Below are 26,067 nucleotides of genomic sequence, written 5' to 3'. Positions count from 1 at the left end.
CTTAGTTAGAATTACCAATTCCCTCAATTTCCAATGGTGCTGTCCTCTTCTTTTTACCAAGAGAGAAACTAACACCCAAACCAAAGTTGTAATAATAATCGTCCCTTTTTCCGTTTTCCAGACCATCCAGTTCGTCTGTAAAGAGAAGGTCAGATTCAAAGAATCCACGTATTGCCCATCGGTCCGTTAGTTGTGCAATGACACCAACCCCGCCTTGTACTTTAGGCGCGGGATCTAACTTCCCAAAAGGAGATTGTGTGCTCGCGGGGTCGAAAAGTACTCCACCCCCGCCATATACAAATGGCGTAAAGTTATCGTATGGCAATACAATATATTCTAAGTTTAGATCCGTACTGAAGAACTCTTTGTCGAAATTGAAACTACTTTCAAAATTCTGATAGGTGAAATTCGCATTGATGTTGAAATGGTTGGCGAGTTTATGCGAATATCCCAGAGAGCCTCCATACGACAAGGGTTTCTTTTGATAGTCACCATTCATAATGGTTGCGAAACCCGAAGCATTCACCGTACCATAGAAATCGCGGGCACGTTGGCGTCTGCTGTACAATAACGTGGATTCTTCTAAAGCTTTTTCTTCCAAATAGGCATCTACCAGCCTTTGGTTGGTATCGCCTCCTTCTTGGGTGCTCCACAACTGGTCCATGATACCTTCTATAATTAACGATTCTACAGCCTTTTCAATAGCATCTTTCATAGCCAATTGTACGGGTTCGTTTTTCGTCATCCCCGTTTCCGCTTCCAATAATCGTTGGAAATTCACATAACGGAACAAACTGGCATCGACAGCCTGTGAAAGTATGGTTTTGGAAACGTAGACCGTTTTAAGAATTTTACCATTGGCCGTAGAAACCGCCCTTAGGTAAATGGTTATTCTATCCTGACGGTACTGGGTAGAACCACCCACTCCAAAATACCGAGCGCCTACTCCTCCCGTTACGATATTAGAATCGTAGGAAACAATTCCCCCTTCCAACAAAATCCCTGCAAATAACAAGGGAGGTAATTTGGGTTCGTTGGGATTGGTCGTTTTTCTGAACTCATCCCGAGTGGTTCGAATGATATTTCTTTCGTTCAATAAGTTGTTAAGGTTCTCCCTTTCAATGGGAGTAAACCATTTAGAATCTTCTAAGGCCTTTATAAGCATGGTCGTGGCACCCTGACTCACCGCCGTACTAAACGTACTTCCGTTTTCCACACTTTTATATTGCCCAGTCTGATCCTTAAAATTATACACCCCAACCACTACAGGTTCCTGTGGTAATGGAAAATCTTCCAGAATCTGACTTCTAGGGGTACGTTCCCCAATACGAGCGTTCTCCGGTTTATAGGGTTGGTTGAAATAGGTGCCGCAGGCCGTGAATAGCTGGCTTGCAACCAATAAATAGAATAGCTTCTTCATTAAGAATATATAGGTTGTTGTTAATTAGGAACGATGATCTGTGTCTGTTCCCCGGTGGAAGTATCCAGAATATTAATGACGAGACCTTCTCCCGAATCGAAAATCTCCAACTCTAAACTTCCAAACGTAAAGGTTCCTTCCTCGAGGCCATCTCCTAATTGACTGGAAAAAATACTTCGCTCCAATTGGTTGAGCAATTGTCTGTTTAGATCATCGGTAAATTCCTGTAAATCGGTTCGTTCGTCATTATCGTTAGGATCCGTAAAAGAATTCTGGGCGTTCGCCGCATTAAGAAGCCATTGATGATTGAATGTATCCCCTCCAAATGCGGGGTTCACGGGTTTGTACACCAATTGTTGCCCAAAGGCAGCAAAGGAAACAAACAGTATGGATAGGGTCAGGATTGTTTTCATATCTATAAATCTAATACTTTTTAACCAAACTCCTACTTTTCCTCAATTGGTTAAAGTACGTATTGGTTCTCCATATGGCAGATTGCACCATCTGGTCCAAAAAATCTGCTCTTGGGTTTACAAAAAATTGAAAGATGATGGCATCTCCTACCTGCACCTGTATTTTGGTGCTTGTGCCTAAGCCAAATACCTCATTCACCACCACGACTTCTTCACCTTCAATTTGATTCAAATTATACTGCTGCGCATAGTCTCTATAAAAATCCCTACCAGGTTTGGTTTTGGTATTTTCTACCACAATCCCTTTGAGGACCACTCCATCGGCTCCGCTGTATACCTTGTCATCCGAGATAGAGTTATTCTGTTCTACAATTTTATTTTCTACCTCAGTGTCTTTTATTTCATTCATTATAATTCGGTCTTTCCCAAGAATTCTATCATCCTTGTCGTAAATGAGTAGCAACGCAATGGTACGCGTTTGCAATTTGGCATTTACATTTAAAGTAGGAAGGCGTTTCTTTTCACCAGATCGCAATACAACACGATCGGCTTTTTCGTCTTTGGAAAGGTTGTTACCAATAGAATCGTTTTTGAATATGCTTAGAACATACCGCAACGACTTATCACCATCGGTTTTGTTGATAGCAAAGCCGGTAACATCATAAAACTCTCCGTTAGAAACAATATCGATCTTGGCCTCGATTTCGGCATTGTAAATCTGGGCGTGACACCCGGCGGAAAAGAGGGAGAAACACAATAAAGCAATGAGAATCGCAGCACGATCCATGATATCTGCTAGTTGAAGTTTCTAATAATGATGGACTGGGAATCCCCGGTCATATTGATCTTCATTTCTTCAGAAATGGAATTTTTCCCGTACAGGGTAAGGTTTTGCCCATTTCCATCCTGAATCAATTGTAAGTTGTGAACGCTACTACCACTGCTGAAGTCTACAAAGCTATGGCGATCTCCATTCTGGATCACCGTTTCGTTAATAGCTTCGGCCTTTACATTAAGGTAAATATTGTTAGCGTCTCCTCTCTGAAGAAAGTTGAAGGATACACTATTGGCATCCGTGTTTGCAGTGATTCTGTTATCATCCCCAATCTGCTCGATAAAAATTGCGCTCGACGCAGCTTGTTGTGTACTGGTTTGGGAAATTGCAGTCGAAGAAACACTTTCCCGTTCCACACTTCGTAGCAGTGCTTCGGAATTATCGGTGCGATACGTCTGCCCCAACGCAGTTCCACAAGCCATTACGCCCGCAAAGATTAATAATATGGTTAGTTTATTCCACATAGCTGCAATTATATGCTTTCTATAAATATACAAAATAATTAAAAAGGGTAAGGGCGGGAGTTCCACCCTTACACCTTTTTGTAAGGAGTTAAAAGCGACTATCCTTTTTCTTAGTTACTCTGTGTAACTACGGAACCGTTTCCGTTTCCGAGTTGCGTAACATAGCTGGAGTGTCCAGTTCCCGTTTGAGAAACTGTACTTGTGTTACCAATTCCGTCCTGATACACGTTACTGTAATTGTCATCACCAGTTTGTGCTACAGTACTGGAATTGAATAATCCATCTTGGTATACAACACTATCGTTGTTATTTCCTGTTTGGATTACTCCACTAATGTTATAATCTCCTGTTTGGTCAACATCACTATCGTTATCGTCACCGAACTGCTTTACGTCACTAAAGTTTCCGAATCCAGTTTGGTCTACTTCACTGTAGTTTCTGTTACCACTTTGGAATACGCTACTATTGTTGAGCGTTCCATCCTGTTCAACGTAACTTTCATTGTCGTCACCGGTTTGAGCAACACCAGAAGTATTGCTTGTACCGTCTTGGTCCACGTCGGAGTAGTTTCTATCTCCGTTCTGGATCACCAATGATCCGTTACCAGCTCCCACTTGCGACACATACGCTTCGTTATCGTCACCATTTTGGCCAACTCCACTTCCATTGAAGTCACCCGATTGGTAAACAAAAGCCGTATTAGAGTTCCCCATTTGAAGAACGTTGCTAGTGTTATTGGCTCCATATTGAAGGACGTCACTATCGTTATCGTCCCCTATTTGGTCAACATCGGAGTTGTTCATGTACCCAACCTGTGTCACATCGGAATCGTTACCGCTCCCGAGCTGATACACATCGCTGGTATTCATTTGCGCATAGGACACTCCTCCAATGAGAAGGGCTACCGCATATATTAGAACTTTTTTCATAGTTAGAAAGATATATTAGGTCCTGCAGATTCTTAGGCCCACAGGACCTTTAAAAATTGGTTAGTTACTTTGTGATACAGAACTGCTGTTTCCGTTACCGAACTGTCCAACAAGACTGTTGTGACTAGATCCGCTTTGGCTTACAGTACTGAAGTTAGAGTCACCAACTTGAAGCGTACGGCTAAAGTTGAATACACCACCTTGAGTAGTATACGCTTCGTTCATATCTCCTTCTTGTCTATTTTGAGCATCGTTGTCATCTCCTGTTTGAGAAATGTCTGCGATGTTATCGTTTCCTACTTGGTAGTTTCCGAAGAATCCTCCGTTAGCAAGGTTACGGTTACCGTCCTGAGAAATAGAAGACCAGTTTCTGTCTCCGTACTGTCCAGTACCAGAGTCGTTGTCGTCTCCATCCTGATCGTTAGAAGCCGTGTTCATGTTACCATCCTGACGGATACCCCAGATTAATCCAGGTCCACCACCTTGGTTACGGTTACCATCCTGATCGGAAACAGCAGAGTTATCGTCACCAGTCTGAGTAGTGATGAAGTGGTTCATGTTTCCAGTTTGGAAAGAGTTAGAGAAGTTTCCGTTACCATACTGCTGAGTAAGGTTGTCGTTGTCATCTCCAATCTGACGAACCCCGAAGTTACCTCCGTTAGCAATGTTTCCATTACCCAATTGGTCGATAACAGACCAGTTACGATCACCTTCTTGTGACGTACCAGCGTTGTTGTCATCTCCAATAGAGGATGTAGATGAGTAGTTCTCGTTACCTAACTGACGCGTACCCCAGATTAGAGAAGGACCACCACCTAAGTTACGGTTACCTTCTTGGTATACATCAGCGTCGTTATCAGCACCTACTTGATCTACATCAAAATCGTTGTCATCACCGATCTGATCTACGTCAGAGTCGTTGAATGAACCACTTTGAGTTACTTCGGAAGCGTTTCCGTCTCCAGTTTGATCTACATCAGAAAGGTTCAATAAACCTGCCTGACTTACAGAAGAACTGTTCCCGCTACCTGTTTGGGTAACTGTACTGATGTTCCCTTGTCCAAAAGCGATCGCTACACAGAAAAGAGCGGCCACTGTTAATACTAAATTTTTCATAATTCTTGTTTGTTTATTAAAATTTGGTTAATTAAATACTTATTTATTATTAGTTACTTTGAGTTACTACAGAACCGTTTCCGTTTCCAATTTGGTCTACAATACTAGAGTGAGAAGATCCTGTTTGGCTAGTGTTAGCGAAGTTGAAGTTCCCATCCTGAGTAATACGGCTGAAGTTGAACACACCGTCCTGAGTTGCAGTAGCGTCATTACCATCTCCTAACTGAGTATTCTGAGCGTCGTTGTCATCTCCCGTTTGAGAAATAGCAGCGGTGTTACCGTTACCTACTTGGAAGTTACCATAGAAAGATCCATTGGCGTCGTTACGGTTACCTACTTGTACGATGCTAGAAATGTTTCCATCTCCAAACTGACCTGTTCCAGAGTCGTTATCGTCTCCATCTTGGTCACTCGTAGCAGAGTTTCCATTTCCTTGCTGACGGGTTCCCCAAAGGAAGTTTCCGTTGTTACGGTCTCCGAACTGAGTAGTGTTTGCGAAGTTATCGTCTCCTATTTGAGTAGTAGTGTAGTCGTTCTCATCACCAATTTGGAAAATACCAAAGTTTCCTCCATTGGCCATGTTACGGTTACCTGCTTGATCGATAGCAGCAGTGTTATCAGCACCTACTTGAGCTGTACCGGCGTTGTTATCGTCTCCTACAGAAGAAGTAGTAGAGTAGTTACGCTCTCCTTGTTGTACAGTTCCCCAGTTTAAAGAAGGACCTCCTCCTAGGTTACGGTTACCTTCTTGGTACACATCTGCTTCGTTGTCTGTACCAACCTGATCCACATCGAATTGGTTGTCGTCACCAATCTGATCTACATCAGAATCATTGGTCACACCTGATTGATCAACTTCGGCAGAGTTTCCGTCTCCTGTTTGGTCTACATCAGAAAGGTTCATAAAACCACTCTGGTTAACAGCCGAGCCATTGCCATTGCCCGTCTGGGTCACAGTGCTCACATTCATTTGCCCGAACATAGTCGCTACGCACATGATGAAAGCCGCACTTAACATTAGTTTTTTCATAATTAAATTGATAAAGGTTAATAAATAATTGTTAAACAATAGATTACACATATTATAAGCCGCTCAAATTAAGCGGTAGAACGTTGTGTCGTTCATACAAAAGCGTACGAACAACCCGGGGCTGTTTGGGATAATTTATGTTGAGGAGAATGCAATCCGTTGAAGGGTTATGACTAGTTGTGATTTTGCTTTTCAACGGTCAATTGCATTTCAAAGATGTGAAAAAAAACCGTAAGTTATATACGTACTAATACGTACACATTCGGGGTCGAAAACGTTTTGTAAGAATTTACGCGTTAAAGGAATTTTGGTTGTTGGATGACCCACATTAAAAAATCGGCGAAAGGCACAAAAAGCACCTAAATTTCGAAATGTTAATTTTTTGTTAAAATTACCGTAGTTTTCTTACAATTCGAAAAATGCCGCTTTTCTGCTTGAAAATCAGATATATAAGTACTTAGCTACTCATTTTCATAGGGTTAAGGAATACCTTTCGGTGTAATTTCCTACATGTCTATAAAAAGAGAAAGCCCCGCGATTTCTCGCGGGGCCCTACAATTATTTGCCAACAATTATTAATGTGTAAACAATAGTTCCCTGTACTTGGTCAATGGCCAAATTTCGTCATCTACCAAGAGTTCTAATTTATCGCAGTGATACCTAATCTCATCAAAGTAAGGCTTCACTTTATCACAATAAGCGAAGGCGCGTTTTTCTGTATCTTCTAGCTTATTGGCTTTTTTGCGTTCGTTGATCATATCGGTGATTCCTTTATTGATCTTAGCGATGTGTCCACTTATGGCTTCGATAAGCTCCATTTGCTCACCAGCGTACTTCTTAAAGCCTTTACCATAGATATCCTTCAATCCCTGAACATTTTCAATTAAGATGTTCTGATAATGGATTCCCGTAGGAATTACGTGGTTTCTCGCTATATCACCCAATACACGCCCTTCTATCTGAATACGCATGGCGTACTCCTCTACCTCGATCTCATGGCGCGCTTCGATCTCTACCTTACTCATGATACCTAGTTCCTCGTACAATGCGATGGTTTTCTTAGACACTTGGGCCTTCAATGCCTGTGGAGTGGTTTTGTTGTTGCTCAACTTTCGCTTCGCAGCTTCCTTTTCCCAGGCTTCACCATAACCATCTCCTTCAAAACGGATGCGCTTGGAATCCTTAATATATTGTTTCAATACATTGAAGATCGCATCGTCTTTCTTCATTCCCTTGTCCTTTATAAGTGCGTCCACTTTCGATTTGAAATCGATAAGCTGCTTCGCCATGATTGCATTCAATACAGTCATAGGCTTAGCACAGTTCGCTGTAGAACCAACGGCTCTAAATTCGAACTTGTTTCCTGTAAAGGCAAATGGAGAGGTTCGGTTACGATCGGTATTATCCAATAGGATCTCCGGAATCTTCCCTACCACATTCAATTTTAATTCGGTCTTATCTTCTGGAGATAATTTTCCGTTCTTTAGTTTTTCCAATTCGTCCAATACAGCTGTTAACTGAGACCCGATGAATACAGAAATGATCGCTGGAGGTGCTTCGTTAGCTCCCAATCGGTGATCGTTACTCGCACTGGCAATGGCAGAACGCAACAATTCTTCATATTCGTTTACCGCGCTAATCGTATTGATAAAGAAGGTAAGGAACTGAAGGTTTTTCATAGGAGTACTTCCCGGGCTCAATAGGTTGACACCCGTGTTGGTCGCCAAAGACCAGTTGTTGTGCTTACCACTACCGTTGATTCCCGCGAAAGGCTTCTCGTGCAATAATACCTTAAAGCTATGTCGGTCTGCAACCTTGTTCATCACATCCATTAATAAGGAGTTGTGATCAACAGCAAGGTTGGCTTCCTCAAAAATAGGTGCCAACTCAAACTGGTTAGGAGCTACCTCATTGTGTCTCGTCTTTACAGGAATTCCCAAAAGCATACACTCGTTCTCCAAGTCTCTCATATAATTAAGGACACGGGTAGGAATGGAACCGAAATAGTGGTCATCCAATTGCTGCCCTTTTGCAGAGGCATGACCCAATAGGGTTCTTCCAGCCAAATTTAGATCCGGTCTGGATTTTGCCAACGCTTTATCAATAAGGAAATATTCCTGCTCCCATCCTAGGGTAGGATTTACCTTGGTTACATTTTTATCGAAATACTTTGCTACGGCGGTGGCTGCATGATCTACGGCCTGCAACGCACGTAACAAAGGGGTTTTGTTATCTAAAGCTTCTCCGGTATACGCAACGAATACAGTTGGGATACACAAGGTCGTTCCATAAATGAAAGCTGGGGATGTAGGATCCCAAGCGGTATATCCACGTGCCTCGAAGGTATTACGGATTCCTCCATTTGGGAAGGAAGAAGCATCTGGCTCCTGTTGTACCAATTGTCCACCTCCAAACTTTTCTAGGGCACCACCACCGCCAGTAGTTTCGAAAAAGGCATCGTGCTTTTCTGCAGTAGAACCGGTTAACGGCTGGAACCAGTGTGTATAGTGTGTCGCTCCTTTGGAAATTGCCCATTCCTTCATTCCTGTGGAAATCTGGTCGGCCACGCCACGGTCTATTTTAGAACCGTTCTCTACGGCATCGATTACACTTTTGAATGATTCCTTGGTGATGTACTGACGCATCGCCGCTTCATTGAATACATTGTCGCCAAAAATGGCGGAACGACGTTCCGCCTCATTTACCTCTACCAAAGGTCTGTTTAGGCTCTCTTTGATTGCTTGAAATCTTAATGTGGACATTTTTTATGTACTTTTTAAGGGTTTGGCTCTGAATTGATTCAGAAATTTCAATTTAACGAGGCAAAAATATACTTTTTGGAGAGATACCCCCTATTTTTTTAGGGTAAGTTATCAAAAAAGTGAAAAATTATGTTGACAACCCCCTCAAAATTGAAGATTTTCAATAATTAGTATAAAAAATTGAATTTTTAGTAGGTATTATTTGATAAAAGCAAGACTTACAAAGACTGCATAGGCAATTACTATAAGCAATCCTTTATAACGCCCTATGCTAAAACGCTTGGGCAAGAAGGCTAAAGGAATAAGAACAGCCGCAAATCCTACCATCCAGAATATATCATGCGTAAGTACCTTGACCCCATCCTGGGTTAGGACTCCAGTTTCATCCATCATGGATATAGGCTGAATAATAGCTGTGATTCCCAGTACGGAAGCAATATTGAAAATGTTGGAACCGATAAGGTTCCCCAACGAAAGTGCTTTTTCCTTTTTAAGGGCCGCAATGACCGAAGCAGCCAACTCTGGAACACTGGTTCCTACAGCAATCATGGTAACGGCAATAACCCCTTCGCTCACACCCATAGTCTGAGCCAAGTCTACAGCTCCCTTTACCAAAAGTTCACTCCCACCCCAAAGGGCCAATCCACCAATGACCAACCAAAGAAAGATCTTGACCCCCGATACTTTTGCCAAGGTATCGTCAACCTCTTCAGAAACCTCATTCTTATTTGCCTTTCGGGCTCGGGCGATTAAAATCCATAGATAGGTAATCAAAGCAAGGACCAGGGCTATTCCTTCGGTCGTATCTATTTGGTTGTCGTTGTTCAATAAAAAGTACAGGGCAATGGAGAGCAACATCATCACCGGCCAATTGAACTTATAAAAGTCTTTGTCTATGGCCAAGGGAGCAATCACGGCTGTAATACCCAAGACCAATCCAATGTTTGCAATGTTACTTCCTATGACATTCCCTAAGGAAATGGAAGAATAACCATCCATGGCGGCCTGTACACTTACCAATAGCTCCGGTGCCGAGGTGGCAAAGGAAACTACAGTGAGACCAATAACCATTCTCGAAAGATTCAACTTAAAGGAAAGGGCCACAGATGCCCTTACTAGAAATTCTCCACCTACCACCAACAGGGTAAGTCCCAATAGTATGTACAGTACACTCATAAGCTAGCGCGAATATACCATTATATATAGGTATAGAATATATCCCCCTATCCTAGATTTCAATTTTTTTTTAACAAACACACAATACATAACTACTTTAGCAGTTATTTAACTACAAAAATAGTTGTATAACTATAAAAATAGTTTTAAGTTTGCTTATCATCAATCACAAAACACGTTTCATGAATAAGATTTTAACTGTACTCTTGGTTACGGCCTTAGTCCTTTCTTGTCAAGAAAAAGAGAAGGATCTGTCGCAGGTGAGCGGAAGCAAACTGGATCGGTTGGCCCCTTACCTTCAAGAGATTTCTTTGCAGGGCTTTTCGGGTTCTGTACTGGTAGACTATAAAGGAGAGTTATTCGCCAAAGGATATGGAAGCAACAACAGGGAAGCCAGCATCCCCAATACCGAAGAAACCGTATACGATATAGGTTCCATTACCAAACAGTTTACCGCTGCAGGTATTCTGAAGTTGGAAATGATGGACAAATTATCATTAGGCACCACCCTTTCCTCCTATTTCGAAAATGTACCCGACGACAAAAAAGACATTACCCTCCATCAATTGTTATCCCATTCCTCAGGGCTTATCGAATCGGTTGGCAATGATTACAATGCCATTTCCGAAACGGATTTCCTGAATCGAGTTTGGGGAACGGATCTATTGCATGCTTCAGGTTCTAAATACCACTATTCCAACATAGGCTATAGCTTACTCGCACTTATTTTGGAGAAAGTATCCGGGCAGTCGTATGAACAATTCCTTTCGGAACAGCTATTTAAGCCAGCTGGCATGAAACATACAGGATACTCCCTCCCTAATTGGGATCCGAAAACGGTTGCCGTTGGTTATCAGAGTGACAGGGCATTGGGACGACCCAATGAGCAGCATTGGGATGGCGATGAACCCTATCTACATCTAAAGGGAAATGGGGGTATTCTCTCTACCGTGGGCGATATGTATAGGTGGCACCAAGCTCTGCTAACCGATGATCTTTTAAATGCTTCGGCCAAAGAAAAATACTACCATCCCCATATAAAAGAGGATGAAGACGGACGATCCCACTATGGATACGGATGGGTCATCGTTCCTACGCCACGAAACACCCAACTCATTACCCACAATGGTGGAAACAGCGTATTCTTTGCCGATATGCTCCGCTATCTCACCGAAGATATTACGATCATCCTCATGTCCAATAGCAGTTCGGGCCACACCGAACGGGTTGCTATGCAGATTGCCGGATTGCTGTTGGTAGAGGATTTTGAACCCCTACTCCCAGAGGATATGGAGAATGAATTGGAAGAATCGGAAATAGACGACTTTGTAATGGATACATTTTTGGCCATTCGGGATGGCAATCCAGAAATGTGGGAGTCCTTATTAAACGAATATGCTTCTGAAAACTTTCTGAATGCCGTACCCATGGACACCCATTTCAAATACCTCGAAAAGATTAAAAAACGTTTAAAGGATGGAAAAATCTCCGGGATCTTAGTCGAAGATGATGAAATCCTTACCGAAGTAAATACCCCAACAGAATCCCTCAATCTGTTCCTTGGTTTCGTAGAAACACAACAAGGCGAATTAAAACTGGATGGCATTCAACTGGAAGAAAGAAAATAACATGAATCGAAGGACTCGTAACATATTTGTGCTACTTATCACCAGCTTGCTGGGATGGCAACTCTTTGCCAATCCAGAAGTTCGTATGGAGGATAAATGGAGGATACGTGAAGCCCTTGAAATTAGAAATACCGTGGGCGAATCCATTTGGAAAGGAATAAGTGATGTTCCCTTTGCCATTCTATTGGTTACCGATACGCACGAGTTCCTGTTCCATCACCCCTACCCTTCCAATGACTTTGCCTTATTGGAAAAGGATCCCATAACGGGTAGTGATATCTATTTCAGAAAAACACAATTCTCCATTCATTTCGAAGCCACCTTTCCTGCGGTGAATGGATTGAGTTGTGTGGTCATAGGACTTCCAGAAAATACCCAAAGTAAAACCACGAGTCGATGGATTCTCACGTTATTGCATGAAAATTTCCATCAATTTCAGGCAAGGCACCCCGAACATTACAAGGCCGTAAACGCATTGGATCTATCGAAAGGGGATGCATCTGGAATGTGGCAACTTAACTATGGTTTTCCGTATGAAGATGAAAAAGTCAATGAACTTTATGAATCCTACACGCAGACACTCATAACTTGTTATGAGTATTTGGAGAGCCCCAAGGGACAAGCCTACTACGATCAATACCAAAAGGCGAGGGAACACTTCCTGCAAGCTGTTTCCCAAGAAGATAGAAAGTATTGGTCTTTTCAACTATGGAAGGAAGGTATCGCCCGTTATACAGAATATCGGTATTTGATGGCCTTGGCATCGTATACCCCTAGTAATGAGTTAAAAAACCTTAAAGATTTCACACCGTTTGAGGAACTTACAGTAACTTTCATCCAGAATCAGTTGGACCGTATTCGGGATTGGAAATTATCCGACCAACAACGCATCGTAGTCTATTCTTTGGGAATGGGCGAAGGCATATTAATGGATCGGTTTGAGCCTTCTTGGCAAGAATCGTACACAGAAAAAGGAATGAACTTATCATATTTTGAATAAAACAACGCGCATGGAACGACTTACAAACAAAGAGGAAGAAGTAATGCAAGCCCTTTGGGCTTTGGAAAAAGCCTTCGTGAAGGAAATCATAGAACGCTTGGAGGGCGAGAACCACTACAACACCATTTCTACCATTGTTAGGAACTTGGAAGAAAAAGGGTTCGTTTCCTATAATGCCTTTGGGAAAACGCATCAGTACTACCCATTGGTAAGCAAGGAAGCCTATGCCAAGAAGTTTATGAACTTCGCTTCACAACGCTTCTTCAACAACAGTTACAAAAGCATGGTGTCTTTCTTTGCAAAAGAAGAAAAGATCAGTGCTGAAGAATTGCGCGAAATTTTAGAAATCATCGAAAAAAAGAAATAACATGGAATTTTTGAATCATCTCTGGCAATCGGCAATCCTACTTTCCATGTTCTATATGGTGTACGTATTGTTGTTACGAAAAGATACCTTGTTCGTGGCCAAACGCCATTTTTTCATCGGCGGTATTTTGGTAGCCCTGCTTTTCCCCTTTGTTGAAATTACCCAGACCATCTATATGGAAGCCCCTGTGTTGGAACGTATCGCCATGCCGTTGGACACGACCCCTTTTGAAGCTTCTGGCCCTGTTGCAGTTACCGAAACCCAAAGCTGGGATTGGCCCTTGATTTTATTGGGAATTTATGCACTCGGTGTGTTTGTTTTATTAGTACGCTTAGGCGTACAATGCTTTAGCCTTATTCAGCTCATCCGTTCTTATCCAGTTGTAAAAAGAGGAAAATACCGTTTTGTTCAGGTATCCGAATCACTTTCCCCTTTTTCGTTTTTCCAATACATCGTATACAATCCCGAAATGCATACGCGGGAGGAATTGGAAATGATACTACAACATGAAAAAGTACATGTTTCACAATGGCATTCGTTGGATCTCCTTATGGGGAATCTAATTCAAATCCTTCAGTGGGCAAACCCTTTCTCATGGTTGTACAAAAGAAGCATGGAAGAAAACCTAGAGTTTATTGCCGACGGAAAAACGGTAGATCAGGTGGCTTCCAAAACACAATACCAACTAACGATGGTGAAGGCTTCTGCGTCATGGAAGGCCCCATCATTGACCATTCAATTTTATCAATCATTCATCAAAAAACGAATCGTTATGTTAAACAAGCAGCATTCAAAAAAGCGAAATGCTTTAAAGTCATTTATTGTACTGCCCCTATTGGCCCTATTCCTTTGGGGATTTAATGTAAAGCAGGTGGTACAATATCAAGAACCTGAAGTGGAACAAGAAGTAAAAACCGAAGCTTCAGAAGAAACCGAATCCGTCCGTTCGCAAGTCGAAGAAGAGCGTCCTGTATTGGCAAGAAGAATTGCTCCCGAATCCAATGTGGCGGAAGTCGCGGACAATTCCTTGGAACAAGAAGAGGAAATAGAATTGGCAGAGGTGGAAGAAGTAGCGGAAACCGAAGTATCTGAAGCATATGAAAATGGCTCAGAGCCTGTCATAGCATCAGTTCCAATGACACAATCCAGGGTAGCCCAAGTGGCTCAGTTCCGATATAGAATTCACAAGGACATTACCGACGGTGAATTGAAAATTATGAAGGACGAATTGAGGGAGGAGCATGGCATCGACCTCAGTTATACTTTGGTTCGCAATGGCAATGGTGAAATTACCAACATAAATATGAACTATACCGGTAATGGAAGAAATGGCTCCTACAGTATTTCTGAAGATGATGACACAGGCATCACAGAATTCGAGTTTTATATGCTCGACGATGGAGAGACCGGTTTTTATTCGGAAGCAATGCGCCAACGCAGGGAAGAAAGGATGAAAGAACGGATGGAGGAAATGGAGGTGCGAAATAGAGAGCGCATGGAGCGTAGAGAAGAGGAATTAAAAGAACGACTGGAAGAACAGGAAAGAAGGCTGGTTGAACGAAGTGAGGAAATGAAGGAGCGCACGGAGACCTTAGCTAGGGAACGTAGGGAAGAAAGAAAAGCACGCAGTGAGGAAATGAAGATACGCAGCAAGGAACTTAAGGAACGCCAGAAGGAGATTAGGGAGGAAATGAAGGACCGCAGAAAAGATATGCGGGACAGATCCCGAAGTGTTGCTAGGTCAAAAAGCCGTGACAATCTGCGCGTATACAGTAACGATGGCAATTATGTAGTGATTAATAAAAACACTACCAATGCCGAATTGGAGCAAATGAAAAGTGATTTGGCCGCTAAGGGGGTGACCTTCACCTTTAAAAAAGTAAAGCGAAACTCGAGAGGGGAAATCAATAGCATTAAGGTAGAGGTAAAAGATGGAAATGGGCGTTCTCAAACCTCTATTCGTTCCGATACCGATAACCCTATAGAAGATATTGTAATAGAGTACTAGACTCAATTTCTATGTATTAGCTACGAAACCCTCGCTTGGCGGGGGTTTTTATTTTGTATTTTTGAATATGAAAAAATCAATCTTCAAAGCGCTGGCAAAATTCAATAAAGCGGTACTGCCCAGTTTTACCAAGCGTCAACTGGATTTGGCCAAGGCGAATAAATTTCAGTTGGCACTCTTTGGGTATCGATTGTGGGTCACTAAAAATGCGTTGGATTAATACTGAAGCACGGACGCGACTTCGTATTTTTTGAGGCGTTCCCTACCATCGAGGAAGTCCAGTTGCATGATAAAGTTGCACTGCACTATTTCCCCTCCTAATTTTTCAACTAGATTACAAACAGCTTTTGCTGTACCTCCAGTCGCGAGAACATCGTCATGGATTAAGATCTTTTCCCCTTTTTCAATGGCATCCTCGTGAATCTCGAGCGAATCCCATCCATACTCCAATTCATAAGGTTCTACAATAGTAGCCGCGGGAAGTTTACCTGGCTTTCGAACAGGAACGAAGCCTACACCAAGTTTTTGAGCCAATAGCATACCGAAGAAAAAACCCCGCGACTCTACCCCTACGACCTTATCGATCTTTTTCCCCTCGGTCAAGGCCAATAATTGCTCCAAACAAGCGGCACTTGCTTGGGCATCGCCCAATAAGGGAGTGATGTCCTTGAACAAAACACCGGGTTTTGGGAAATCGGGAATGATACGGATGTAATCTTCTAAATCTAGCATGGTTAAAATTAGGCAATAAAAAATTGTTGGCAAGGCAAAAGATCGCTCTTTTACCGCTGCCCACAATGCAAGGGTGTTTGGAGTGTGGTGACTACTCTCGCTCTAGGATAATCGCTAAAAATCCTATGGCGAAGCACAGCAACAAACTCCAGAAAACTAAGGCTCCTACTCCCATAGTTCCCAAGTTAGGAAATAATTTTAAATAGAAAGTGATGAAGGTAAAAAAATCAGAAATGCTAATTTTTGTTTAATCTTTTAATTTAAAACTTAAACATTTTGTATATTTAGACATTAAAAATGCATTATGGCACAGAAAAAGAAAATAACTGCAGATCATCTCATTTCCATTTATATGGAGCATGTATTGGAAAACAGTGCTGCTCCCGCCTCGGTATATTCTTTTGCCAAGGACAACGGATTTGAAGAAACAGAATTCTACAAATTCTTTGGAAGCTTCCGCGCTTTAGAGAAAGGTATTTTCCAGGCTTTCTTCGATAACACAATCAAGACCCTTCACAAAAGCAAAGACTATGAAAACTATGACGCCCGCAACAAACTATTGAGTTTTCACTTCACCTTCTTTGAGTTGTTAACGGCCAACCGCAGTTACGTGGTTTATGCGCTACAGGGAGGAGGGCAAATGCTTAAATCCATGGAAGTACTTTCTGGTGTACGCACTTCGTATATGGAATATGTTTCAGAACTGGACCTAGGATTACCTTCTATAAAACAAGAAACACTGCATCGGATACAACAACGATCCCTAAAGGAATCGGCTTGGGGGCAGTTGTTGCTAACCCTTAAGTTTTGGATGGACGATACTTCACCTGCCTTCGAAAAGACCGACATTTTTATTGAAAAGTCGATTCAGGCAAGTATGGACCTCATCGATACGACCCCATTAAAAAGCGTATTGGATTTCGGAAAGTTCTTAATTAAAGAAAAAACACCGTTCACTTCATGAAGACCCTAGATTCTATACCTACCTCCAAGATTCAGCGTGCCGGAAAGTTAGTACAAACAGGTGCTAAGGTTGGGGTGAACTACATTAAATACTATGGGGATAAACTCACCAAATCTCCAGAAGAGGCAAAGGAACGCCTTAATCAGAATAATGCAGAAGACATTTATGATGGCCTTAAACAGCTTAAAGGAAGTGCACTTAAAGTAGCGCAAATGTTGAGCATGGAAAAGAGCATCTTGCCACAAGCCTATGTAGAAAAATTCTCGTTGGCTCAATTTTCCGTTCCCCCACTCTCCCCTGCTTTGGTCATAAAAACCTTCAGAAAATATTTTGGGAAGCATCCCGATGAGATATACGACAGCTTCAATTCTCAATCCGTAAATGCTGCCAGCATTGGGCAGGTGCATGTGGCCGAAAAGGACGGTAAGAAACTAGCCGTAAAAATTCAGTATCCCGGCGTAGCTGAGAGCATTTCTTCCGATTTGGCAATGGTAAAACCTGTTGCCATTAAAATGTTCAATATACGAGGCAAGGATTCTGACAAGTACTTCAAAGAAGTGGAAGATAAACTGATAGAGGAAACCAACTACATTCTTGAAATAGATCAAAGCAAGGCCATAGCCGAAGCGTGTCAGCACATTCCCAATCTTAAATTTCCTTCGTATTACAAGGAGCTTTCTTCGGAAAGGATCATTACGATGGATTATATGAAAGGAGAACATTTATCCGAATTTGTCGCCCATAATAAAGACGAAACCATCGCGAAACAACTGGGACAGGCCCTTTGGGATTTCTATATGTACCAGATGCATCATTTAAAGAAAGTGCATGCAGATCCGCATCCTGGGAATTTCTTGATCTCACCCGAAGGAGCACTCATCGTTTTGGATTTTGGTTGTATGAAAGAAGTTCCAGAAGAATTCTACAAGCCCTATTTCGAATTGGCTCAGAAAGAGAGCATGTCCGATCCCAAAATCTTTTCGGACAAGTTGTATGAACTGGAAATATTGAAGCCGGAAGATTCTCCCGAAGAAATCGCATTTTTCACCGATATGTTCCACGAAATGCTTAGTGTGTTCACCCAGCCCTTTCACACGGAAGTTTTCGATTTTTCTGATGCACACTTTTTTGGGCGCATTGCCAAATTGGGTGAAAAATACAGCAAAAGCACCGAGCTACGAAAAATGAACGGAAATAGAGGATCAAAACATTTTATCTATATCAACAGAACCTTTTTCGGGCTATATAACCTAATGTTCGACCTAAAAGCGAAGGACATAAAAATCAACAACTTTATGCATTGGGTTTAGGGCAAATGAAGCAGTACCATGAAAATTCTAATCACAGGCACGACTGGGTATATCGCCAAGAGACTAGCGCTAAAATTGCTAGAATCTGGCCATGAGTTGGTGTGTTGTGTTAGGGATCTAAGTCGTATCCCCGACGAAATAGAAGATCATCCCAATGCCACCTTTCTTAAGGTCGATTTCTTGGACATAGCACAGGTTCGACTTCCTGTGGGTATTGATGCTGCATACTATCTCATACATTCCATGTCACATTCTCATGAGGATTTTGAAAGTTTGGAAGAAACATGTGCGAAAAATTTCAAAACCCTTGTAGAAGAAACGCAATGTAGACAGGTGATCTACTTAAGTGGTATTGTGAATGGAGATGCCTTGTCCAAACACCTTCGTTCCCGTTTTAAGGTGGAAGAACTCTTAAAAAGCAATCGTTATGCATTGACTACCTATCGCGCGGGAATCATTGTCGGTAGTGGAAGTGCATCCTTCGAAATCATAAGGGATATTGTAGAGAAGCTTCCTATTATGATTACTCCAAAATGGTTGCATACCCGATCGCAACCCATCGCCATACGCGATGTCCTTACCTATTTGTCTGAGGCCTTGGATAAAAAGGAACTCTACGACAAGTCCTTCGATATCTATGGTTATGAAGTACTATCGTACAAAGAAATGTTGCTTCAGTTTGCCGAAGTACGGGGGTTGAAACGATACATTTTCACCCTACCCGTCCTTACGCCGAAGCTTTCGTCCTACTGGCTCTATTTCGTTACTTCTACTTCCTTCCCCTTGGCCAAAGCTTTGGTAGAAAGCATGAAGGTCGAAGTTGTTGGAACCCCGAGCAATATCAACGACATTATAAACATTCGTCCTATCTCTTACAAAGAGGCCGTGACCCGTGCTTTCCAAAAGATCGAGCAAAATGCTGTGATTTCCAGTTGGAAAGATGCGGTGAGTAGTGGTGTATTTCAGGATCAATTGGCTCAGCATATTGAGGTACCCAGCTATGGCTGTTTTAAGGACATTAGGTCCCGCACCATTCATGACGAATCCTATACACTGGATAAAATCTGGCGCATTGGCGGAAAAAATGGATGGTACAGCTTTAATACCCTTTGGAAAATTAGGGGCTATGTCGACAAACTTTTTGGAGGCGTTGGCCTTCGAAGGGGACGTACCCATGAATCCTACCTAGAACCTGGGGATCCATTGGATTTTTGGCGGGTGCTGCTCGCCGATCGGGAACAAAAGAGGCTCCTGCTTTTTGCAGAAATGAAATTACCCGGGGAAGCTTGGCTCGAATTTAAAATAGTAAAAGACAAATTATATCAACGCGCAGTTTTTCGCCCCAAAGGGGTATGGGGACGGTTGTACTGGCTTATGGTACTACCGTTCCATGCCTTCGTTTTTAATGGAATGATTAACGCACTTGTAACCAAAACTGAATTGAAAAAACAGCACTTACCCCCTAAAACATGTCCCGTTTGTGAACGCCCTTTCAACTGGCGTAAAAAATGGGAAAGGGACTGGGAAAACGTAATTTATTGTAGCAAAAGATGCAGCAACGAGAGAATAAGGCTATAGTATGGTATCGCAATCATCTGCGCACGATCGATAATGAAGTATTATACCGTGCTTGTAAAGAACATGACAAAGTGGTCGCTGTATACTGCTTCTCACCCACATTATACGAAGGCACGCTGTTTGGTTTCCGAAAAGTAGAAAAATTTCGCGCTCAGTTTATCATTCAATCCGTAAGGCAGCTAAAGCAGGAATTGGAGGACCTTAATATCGATTTACTGGTGTACCATGAACTGCCATCTCAAATAATTCCGAAGGTATGTGCCGATCATCATATAAATGCCCTTTATCTTCAGAAAGAGTGGACTTCGGAAGAAGTGAAGGAATTGGATTCGGTAAAGCGAGTTCTTCCTCAGGAAATTTCAGTTCATGAAATCTACAATCAGTTTCTATATCATCCCGATGACAATCCTCTACATATCGAAAGTATTCCCAAAGGGTTTACAAGTTTTCGGAAGAAAATGGAGAAGAAAGCAATCATTCGTCCTACCACTTTTACCGCAAAGAAAGATAAAACCAACCGAATTGAAAATCCAACAAGCATCCCTTCATTGGGGCAATTGGGGTACCCAAATTTCGAAACCCATCCACATACGGCCTTTCCCTTTAAAGGGGGTGAACGCAGTGCTGTGGAAAGATTGGAATCTTACTTTTTCGAAACAAAACGATTGGGAGTTTATAAAAAAACGAGAAATGGTTTAGTAGGGTCGGAATACAGTTCCAAATTCTCCCCATGGTTAGCCATTGGATGTGTTTCGGCCCGAACCATTTACTGGAAGGTGAAAGAATTCGAGGATCGATTCTTCAAAAATGAATCTACCTATTGGTTGGTTTTCGAACTTATTTGGAGGGATTTTTTCAAATACATCTCATTAAAACACGGTAATGCCATTTTTAAACGGAGTGGGATTCTTCATAAAGACTATGCGCGCGGAAATGAACCTTCAAAAATAGAAGCGTGGATTCATGGATCGACCCCAGAACCTTTTGTAAACGCCAATATGGTTGAACTGAAAGAAACAGGCTGGATGAGCAATCGCGGAAGACAGAACGTCGCCTCCTACTTTGCCAAAACTTGTGACTTGGATTGGCGTATAGGCGCTGCCTATTTCGAAAGCATGCTCATAGACTATGATGTACACAGCAACTACGGCAATTGGATGTATGTCGCGGGGGTGGGTAATGATCCTAGGGATAGGGTTTTCAATGTCCGACTGCAGTCCGAACGATACGACCCTTCGGGATCTTTTCAAAAACGATGGTTGCAACCTACCTTATTTTAAATCATGTCGAAAACCGCTAGTATCTTATTTCCTCATCAATTATTTAAGGATTCCCCAGTTATAGAAGAAGGGATTCCTGTTTATTTGGTAGAGGAATATTTGTTCTTTGGTCAATACAAATTTCACAAGCAGAAAATCCTTTTTCATAGGGCTACCATGAAAGCTTATGAGGATTATTTAACACGCAAGGGATTTGAAGTTCGTTACATAGAGGGAACCAAGAAACATTCAGATGTCCGAAAGCTTATCCCATGGCTGGTCGATGAAGGCTTTGACGCACTCTTAATCATTGACCCTACCGATAATTGGCTGGAAAAACGCATCAGATCTTTTGAAGGGAAAATAGATATACAATGGTTCGAAAATCCATTGTTCATTAACACCAAAGAAGAGCTATCAAGTTTCTTTAAACCTTCCAAAAAGAAATTCTTTCAAACGGCCTTCTACAAGGAACAACGAAAGAAACGAAATATTCTCATGAATAATGGCACCCCAGAAGGTGGCAAATGGACCTACGATACGGAGAATAGAAAAAAGTATCCGAAAGGAAAAGCTCCTCCCATGGTGCATTACCCAGAATTTGGGAACTATAATAAAGAAGCAAAAACCTATGTGGAACAGTACTATAACGGCAATTACGGTGCCTTAGAAAGTTCCATTACTTACCCAGTCACTTTTCGAGACGCAGAGGATTGGTTTTATCAATTTTTACAATTCCGTTTTCATGATTTTGGTGTCTATGAAGATGCAATAGTTGCTTCCGAAAGTATTTTGAACCATAGCCTTCTTTCTCCCTTGATTAATGTAGGATTGTTGCATCCCATGTGGGTAATAGAGCGGACAGTATTGTTTGCGGAGGAAAACAAAATCCCCATTAATTCCACCGAAGGACTGGTACGACAGATTATAGGGTGGCGCGAATTTATAAGGGGCGTGTACGAAGTAAAGGGAACGGAAGAACGCAACCGCAATTTTTGGGGTTTCACTCGAAGGATTCCCAAAACCTTTTACACCGGAGACACGGGAATACCTCCCATAGACACGACCATTAAGAAAATACAGAAAACCGCTTATGCCCATCATATAGAGCGCCTTATGATACTGGGAAATTTCATGGTGCTATGCGAGTTCGACCCCGATGAAGTCTACCAATGGTTTATGGAACTGTTTATAGATGCTTACGATTGGGTGATGGTCACCAATGTATATGGGATGAGCCTTTATGCCGATGGCGGACTCATGTCTACAAAACCGTACATAAGCAGCAGCAATTACCTCATGAAAATGGGAGATTATGCCAAAGGGGATTGGCAACAGACTTGGGACGGACTCTTCTGGAACTTTATGGACAAGCATCGGGATTTCTTTTTGAGTAATCCGAGATTGGGAATGCTCATACGAACCTGGGACAAGATGGATTCTGAAAAAAGGACACAACATCTTCAGAACGCAGCTTCATTTTTTAAAACACTGGATACACATGCCTAAAGAACGCATCTCCATAGTATGGTTAAAACGGGACCTGCGGCTGCAGGACAATGAAGCCATATACAATGCCTTGCAATCGGGCCATCGAGTGCTTTTCCTATATGTGTTTGAAAAGATTCTAATGGAAGACCCTCACTACAGTGAGCGCCATTGGAATTTCATTAAGGATTCCATCGCGGATATGAATGAAAAGTTGGCTCATTTCAAAACACAAGTATTGACTGTTGAAGGCGACCTTGTCGGAACCTTCAACCGATTACAAGAAACCTACGTTATTGACGGTGTGTACTCGCACAGGGAAACAGGATTGCTTGTCACCTTCGATCGGGATAAGAAGTTTGCCCGTTATTGTAGAAATCACCTTATAGCATGGATTGAAAACAACAACAATGGTGTAGAAAGAGGATTGAAAAACCGGGAAGATTGGTTTGAACGTTGGAATAGCTTCATGGAACAGCCTCAAATTGTATTCGATCCACCAGAGGCTTCATTACTCACCCGTTCCGAAATAACAGATTTAGCCACCCATTTTTCAACAGCATCACTAGAGACGCTAGAGGCACCTTTTCAGAAGGGAGGCACCACTCAAGGCTGGAAATACGCTAAATCCTTTTTTCAGGGGAGACATAGAGAATACATGTTCCACATTTCCAAACCCGGCGCTTCGCGAAAGAGCTGCAGTCGTCTATCTCCATATCTAGCTTGGGGAAATTTATCGGTTCGTGAAATCTATCAGTATGGAAAGAAAGTAAAATCGAATGTTTCAGACAAGCGTCATCTTGGTGCTTTTCTTTCCCGATTGCGATGGCAGGCCCATTTCATTCAGAAGTTCGAAATGGAACATACCATGGAGCAAGCAAGTGTAAATAAGGGATATCACAAATTGAAAAAACAGATTTCTCTTGCTTATCAAAAAGCTTGGCGTGAAGGAAATACTGGTTTTCCTTTGGTCGATGCCAGTATGCGTTGCCTAAATACAACGGGGTACCTCAACTTCAGGATGCGCGCCATGCTAGCTTCCTTTTTCACCCATATACTCTGGCAACCCTGGCAAGATGCTACACAACACTTATCCCAGCAATTTCTGGACTTCGAACCCGGCATTCACTTCCCCCAATTGCAGATGCAAGCTGGGGAAACAGGTATAAACAACCTTCGTATTTACAATCCCATTAAAAATGCCAAGGACCATGATCCCGAAGGAGATTTTATTAAGAAGTGGGTTCCCGAATTGGCCCGTTTGGACATTCAATTCGTCCACGAACCCTATTTAATGACTCCCATGGAACAACAATTATATGATTTTAAGTTAGGCAGGGACTACCCCAAGCCCATTGTAGAGATAAAAGAAACCCGAAAGCGCGCAAGCGATGTACTATGGGGCATTAAAAAAGACCCTGAAGTGAAAAAGGAAAGTCTTAGGATTCTGAAAAAACACACCATCCCCAATAGGAATAGAATGTTGCGCAACGAATAATAGCAAAGACACCATGATTTTTAATACCACACATAGGAATGATGAGGACAAAAAGCTTATAGACGAGTTGGTAGGAAAGGCATATACCTTTTGGCAAGCCATACGTCTAGGTGGAACAGGTTCTAAACGTATGATCATCGACGAGGTAAGCCCCAACCTAACTTCTTATCTCAACGCCGTAGATGACCTCAATTACGGTAGTATTGAGTTACGCCCTAAAGGCATATTGGTACATTTCATCAAGGGCCTAAAGAATTATACATGGCCTATCCCCTATTACCGCTTGGTGATTTTTAAAACCGATGGTTTTAGTATTCACTCCAGTGGCGAATTTATTCGGTTTCGTGGGAACCTAACCTATCGAGAAAATAAGACGTTCATAGATAAACTCATGGACAAAAATATAACATTCAATCAAATCTGAAATTCATGGAATTGACCGATAGGGATATAGATAGAATTATTGAAATGGCTTGGGAGGACCGAACCCCTTTCGATGCCATTACCTTGCAATTTGGACTGAAAGAGGAAGAGGTCATAAAGCTCATGAGACGGGAAATGAAACCGAGCAGCTTTCGGTTATGGCGTGCCCGTGTTCAAGGAAGGAAGACCAAGCATTCCAAGAAAAGGGATTTCGAAAAGGGACGCTTTAAATGTACGCGTCAGCGATCCATATCAAATAATAAAATCACAAAACGAAATAGATAAAAAGAAGAAAAATGAAAAAAATTGCCATCGTTGGAGGAAGCAAAGGAATAGGAAATGCCATTATTCATCAGCTATTGGAAACACATGAAATCGTAAATATAAGTCGATCGGCCCCTGAAATTTCGCACCCCAACCTAACCCATTACGAGTGTGATGTTTTAGTGGATGATCTTCCTGAAATGGAACATCTGGACGGACTTGTGTATTGTCCGGGGAGCATTAACCTAAAGCCAATTAACCGCCTTAGTATTGAAGATTTCAGATCCGATTTTGAAATCAATGTATTGGGTGCTGTTAAATGCATTCAATTTTACTTGAAAGCGTTGAAAAATGGCAACCAACCAAGCATTGTGCTCTTTAGTACGGTAGCTTCGAAATTAGGAATGCCTTTTCATGCCAGTATCGCTACAGCCAAATCGGGGGTAGAAGGATTGGTACGTTCGTTAGGAGCGGAACTGGCACCCACTATTCGGATCAATGCCATTGCTCCTACCGTTACCGACACCAGCCTAGCTGAGAAGATTTTGAGAAATGATGCCATGCGGGAAAAAATGGTAGAGCGTCATCCCTTAAAGAAATACCTGAACCCAGACGATGTAGCCTACATGGCGGAATTCCTATTATCGAAAAAAAGCAATTCCATGTCCGGACAGGTTTTTGAATTGGATTGCGGGATCGTTTCGATTAAAAACTAAAAAAGGGTCGAAGCAATTACCGAAGCTGCAAAGCGGCTTCCCGTTACCGAAGGATGAAAGCCATCGGGACCGTAATAACTGTAATCACCTGTGTTATCCTGATAGGATTTCCAGTCCCTTCCCACAGGACAGAGTAACGATCCTGTTTGGATGGCGGCATCGGTATAGTTTTGGATCACCCCCGGGAAGGATTCGTAGTAAGACAGGGAAGGCCAGACCATAAAGAAAGCCAGTTGTGCACCTTGCGCTTCGCAAAGGTTCTTTATTCTTGTGCCGTATTCTATCAATACCGATCTGCCATAGGGTTGGGAGGAAGGGCCTTGTTGAATCACTACAAAGTCATATTGACCAGTGCCGATTAAAGATTGTATGGTACCATCGTTCCAGTGATCGATAAGTGCATAATTGGGCAGTGCTACACTTCTGGTTTGGATATTTACTCCCCGATTGCGAGCCTCATCTGCCACCAATGAAGGCAGGGAATTGGAATAGGTTAAACTATTACCAATAAACAGCACCGAATAATCATAAACTTGAGAAGAGTTCCCCGTGCCCGCTCCAACACTATCTCCTGTAGATCGGTCTTGAGAATCGTCCGTAGAACAGGAAATGAGCGCGATTACCATCCATAAAATCTTCACAGTTTTCATAGGTTTTCAGATAATTATGGAAAAATAACGCTATCGC

The 26,067-nt window shown here is 42.2% G+C and carries 25 protein-coding genes; 14 read left to right on the top strand and 11 right to left on the bottom strand.

Annotated elements, in window-relative coordinates; all coding sequences use genetic code 11:
* Position 1: 1 nt before the first annotated feature.
* The 9 genes from POV27_RS19240 to POV27_RS19200 all read right to left on the bottom strand — a co-directional run bounded on the left by POV27_RS19240 (position 2) and on the right by POV27_RS19200 (position 10,145).
* Positions 2–1,420: a CsgG/HfaB family protein gene (locus POV27_RS19240; protein WP_272864426.1), complete on the bottom strand. Its 1,419-nt coding sequence runs from the start codon at positions 1,418–1,420 to the stop codon at positions 2–4.
* A 20-nt stretch (positions 1,421–1,440) separates the two neighbouring features.
* A complete protein-coding gene (locus tag POV27_RS19235) occupies positions 1,441–1,833 on the bottom strand; it encodes a curli production assembly/transport component CsgF (RefSeq protein WP_272864425.1) in 393 nt (130 codons plus the stop codon).
* Between the two features lie 10 nt (positions 1,834–1,843).
* Positions 1,844–2,620 (bottom strand): CsgE family curli-type amyloid fiber assembly protein, encoded by a 777-nt coding sequence (locus POV27_RS19230; protein ID WP_272864424.1) that lies wholly within the window; start codon positions 2,618–2,620, stop codon positions 1,844–1,846.
* Positions 2,621–2,628: 8 nt separating this feature from the next.
* Entirely contained in the window at positions 2,629–3,132 is a 504-nt protein-coding gene (locus POV27_RS19225) for a hypothetical protein (RefSeq protein WP_272864423.1), read from the bottom strand.
* Positions 3,133–3,242: 110 nt separating this feature from the next.
* Positions 3,243–4,061: a hypothetical protein gene (locus tag POV27_RS19220; RefSeq protein ID WP_272864422.1), complete on the bottom strand. Its 819-nt coding sequence runs from the start codon at positions 4,059–4,061 to the stop codon at positions 3,243–3,245.
* Between the two features lie 60 nt (positions 4,062–4,121).
* A complete protein-coding gene (locus POV27_RS19215; RefSeq protein WP_272864421.1) occupies positions 4,122–5,177 on the bottom strand; it encodes a hypothetical protein in 1,056 nt (351 codons plus the stop codon).
* A 49-nt stretch (positions 5,178–5,226) separates the two neighbouring features.
* Positions 5,227–6,207, bottom strand: coding sequence for a hypothetical protein (locus POV27_RS19210; RefSeq protein ID WP_272864420.1), 981 nt, complete (start codon positions 6,205–6,207; stop codon positions 5,227–5,229).
* 575 nt (positions 6,208–6,782) lie between these two features.
* Positions 6,783–8,969, bottom strand: coding sequence for a glutamine synthetase III family protein (locus POV27_RS19205; protein ID WP_272864419.1), 2,187 nt, complete (start codon positions 8,967–8,969; stop codon positions 6,783–6,785).
* A 198-nt stretch (positions 8,970–9,167) separates the two neighbouring features.
* The gene (locus tag POV27_RS19200; RefSeq protein ID WP_272864418.1) at positions 9,168–10,145 is read right to left on the bottom strand and encodes a calcium/sodium antiporter; all 978 of its coding nucleotides are present in this window, start codon (positions 10,143–10,145) and stop codon (positions 9,168–9,170) included.
* Positions 10,146–10,327: 182 nt separating this feature from the next.
* Between POV27_RS19200 and POV27_RS19195 the strand changes: the two genes are divergently transcribed.
* The 5 genes from POV27_RS19195 (at position 10,328) to POV27_RS19175 (ending at position 15,368) form a co-directional block, all read left to right on the top strand.
* Positions 10,328–11,773 (top strand): serine hydrolase domain-containing protein, encoded by a 1,446-nt coding sequence (locus POV27_RS19195; RefSeq protein WP_272864417.1) that lies wholly within the window; start codon positions 10,328–10,330, stop codon positions 11,771–11,773.
* Between the two features lies 1 nt (position 11,774).
* A complete protein-coding gene (locus tag POV27_RS19190) occupies positions 11,775–12,773 on the top strand; it encodes a hypothetical protein (RefSeq protein WP_272864416.1) in 999 nt (332 codons plus the stop codon).
* Between the two features lie 10 nt (positions 12,774–12,783).
* A complete protein-coding gene (locus POV27_RS19185; RefSeq protein ID WP_272864415.1) occupies positions 12,784–13,140 on the top strand; it encodes a BlaI/MecI/CopY family transcriptional regulator in 357 nt (118 codons plus the stop codon).
* 1 nt (position 13,141) lies between these two features.
* Positions 13,142–15,148 carry a M56 family metallopeptidase gene (locus POV27_RS19180; protein WP_272864414.1) on the top strand — a complete coding sequence of 669 codons (2,007 nt, stop codon included), beginning with the start codon at positions 13,142–13,144 and terminating at the stop codon, positions 15,146–15,148.
* 67 nt (positions 15,149–15,215) lie between these two features.
* Positions 15,216–15,368 (top strand): SsrA-binding protein, encoded by a 153-nt coding sequence (locus tag POV27_RS19175; RefSeq protein WP_272864413.1) that lies wholly within the window; start codon positions 15,216–15,218, stop codon positions 15,366–15,368.
* Here the strand turns inward: POV27_RS19175 and POV27_RS19170 are convergent.
* A complete protein-coding gene (locus tag POV27_RS19170) occupies positions 15,365–15,880 on the bottom strand; it encodes an adenine phosphoribosyltransferase (protein WP_272864412.1) in 516 nt (171 codons plus the stop codon). The genes POV27_RS19175 and POV27_RS19170 overlap by 4 nt on opposite strands.
* Before the next feature lie 304 nt (positions 15,881–16,184).
* Between POV27_RS19170 and POV27_RS19165 the strand changes: the two genes are divergently transcribed.
* From POV27_RS19165 to POV27_RS19125, 9 genes are read left to right on the top strand one after another with little or no spacing between them, the layout of a single operon-like run.
* A complete protein-coding gene (locus POV27_RS19165; RefSeq protein WP_272864411.1) occupies positions 16,185–16,844 on the top strand; it encodes a TetR family transcriptional regulator C-terminal domain-containing protein in 660 nt (219 codons plus the stop codon).
* A complete protein-coding gene (locus POV27_RS19160; RefSeq protein WP_272864410.1) occupies positions 16,841–18,154 on the top strand; it encodes an ABC1 kinase family protein in 1,314 nt (437 codons plus the stop codon). The genes POV27_RS19165 and POV27_RS19160 overlap by 4 nt, the downstream gene beginning before the upstream one ends.
* An 18-nt stretch (positions 18,155–18,172) precedes the next feature.
* Complete coding sequence (locus POV27_RS19155; protein ID WP_272864409.1) at positions 18,173–19,732, top strand: DUF2867 domain-containing protein; 1,560 nt, start codon at positions 18,173–18,175, stop codon at positions 19,730–19,732.
* Positions 19,705–21,012, top strand: coding sequence for a DASH family cryptochrome (locus tag POV27_RS19150; RefSeq protein ID WP_272864408.1), 1,308 nt, complete (start codon positions 19,705–19,707; stop codon positions 21,010–21,012). Before POV27_RS19155 ends, POV27_RS19150 begins: the two co-directional genes overlap by 28 nt.
* 3 nt (positions 21,013–21,015) lie before the next feature.
* Positions 21,016–22,500, top strand: a complete 1,485-nt coding sequence (locus POV27_RS19145; protein ID WP_272864407.1) for a cryptochrome/photolyase family protein — start codon at positions 21,016–21,018, stop codon at positions 22,498–22,500.
* Complete coding sequence (locus POV27_RS19140) at positions 22,493–23,977, top strand: cryptochrome/deoxyribodipyrimidine photo-lyase family protein (RefSeq protein ID WP_272864406.1); 1,485 nt, start codon at positions 22,493–22,495, stop codon at positions 23,975–23,977. Before POV27_RS19145 ends, POV27_RS19140 begins: the two co-directional genes overlap by 8 nt.
* A 13-nt stretch (positions 23,978–23,990) precedes the next feature.
* Entirely contained in the window at positions 23,991–24,401 is a 411-nt protein-coding gene (locus POV27_RS19135; protein ID WP_272864405.1) for a hypothetical protein, read from the top strand.
* A gap of 5 nt (positions 24,402–24,406) precedes the next feature.
* Positions 24,407–24,685 (top strand): TIGR03643 family protein, encoded by a 279-nt coding sequence (locus tag POV27_RS19130; RefSeq protein ID WP_272864404.1) that lies wholly within the window; start codon positions 24,407–24,409, stop codon positions 24,683–24,685.
* 11 nt (positions 24,686–24,696) lie between these two features.
* Positions 24,697–25,380: an SDR family NAD(P)-dependent oxidoreductase gene (locus POV27_RS19125; protein WP_272864403.1), complete on the top strand. Its 684-nt coding sequence runs from the start codon at positions 24,697–24,699 to the stop codon at positions 25,378–25,380.
* Here POV27_RS19125 and POV27_RS19120 read toward each other — a convergent pair.
* Positions 25,377–26,030 carry an SGNH/GDSL hydrolase family protein gene (locus tag POV27_RS19120; RefSeq protein ID WP_272864402.1) on the bottom strand — a complete coding sequence of 218 codons (654 nt, stop codon included), beginning with the start codon at positions 26,028–26,030 and terminating at the stop codon, positions 25,377–25,379. The genes POV27_RS19125 and POV27_RS19120 overlap by 4 nt on opposite strands.
* Positions 26,031–26,067 lie beyond the last annotated feature (37 nt).

This window comes from Aureisphaera galaxeae (assembly GCF_028561275.1).
In the GTDB taxonomy this organism is placed as follows: domain Bacteria; phylum Bacteroidota; class Bacteroidia; order Flavobacteriales; family Flavobacteriaceae; genus Aureisphaera; species Aureisphaera galaxeae.
Note: the sequence above shows the minus strand (reverse complement) of the source record. Positions and strands in the feature narration are given on the sequence as shown.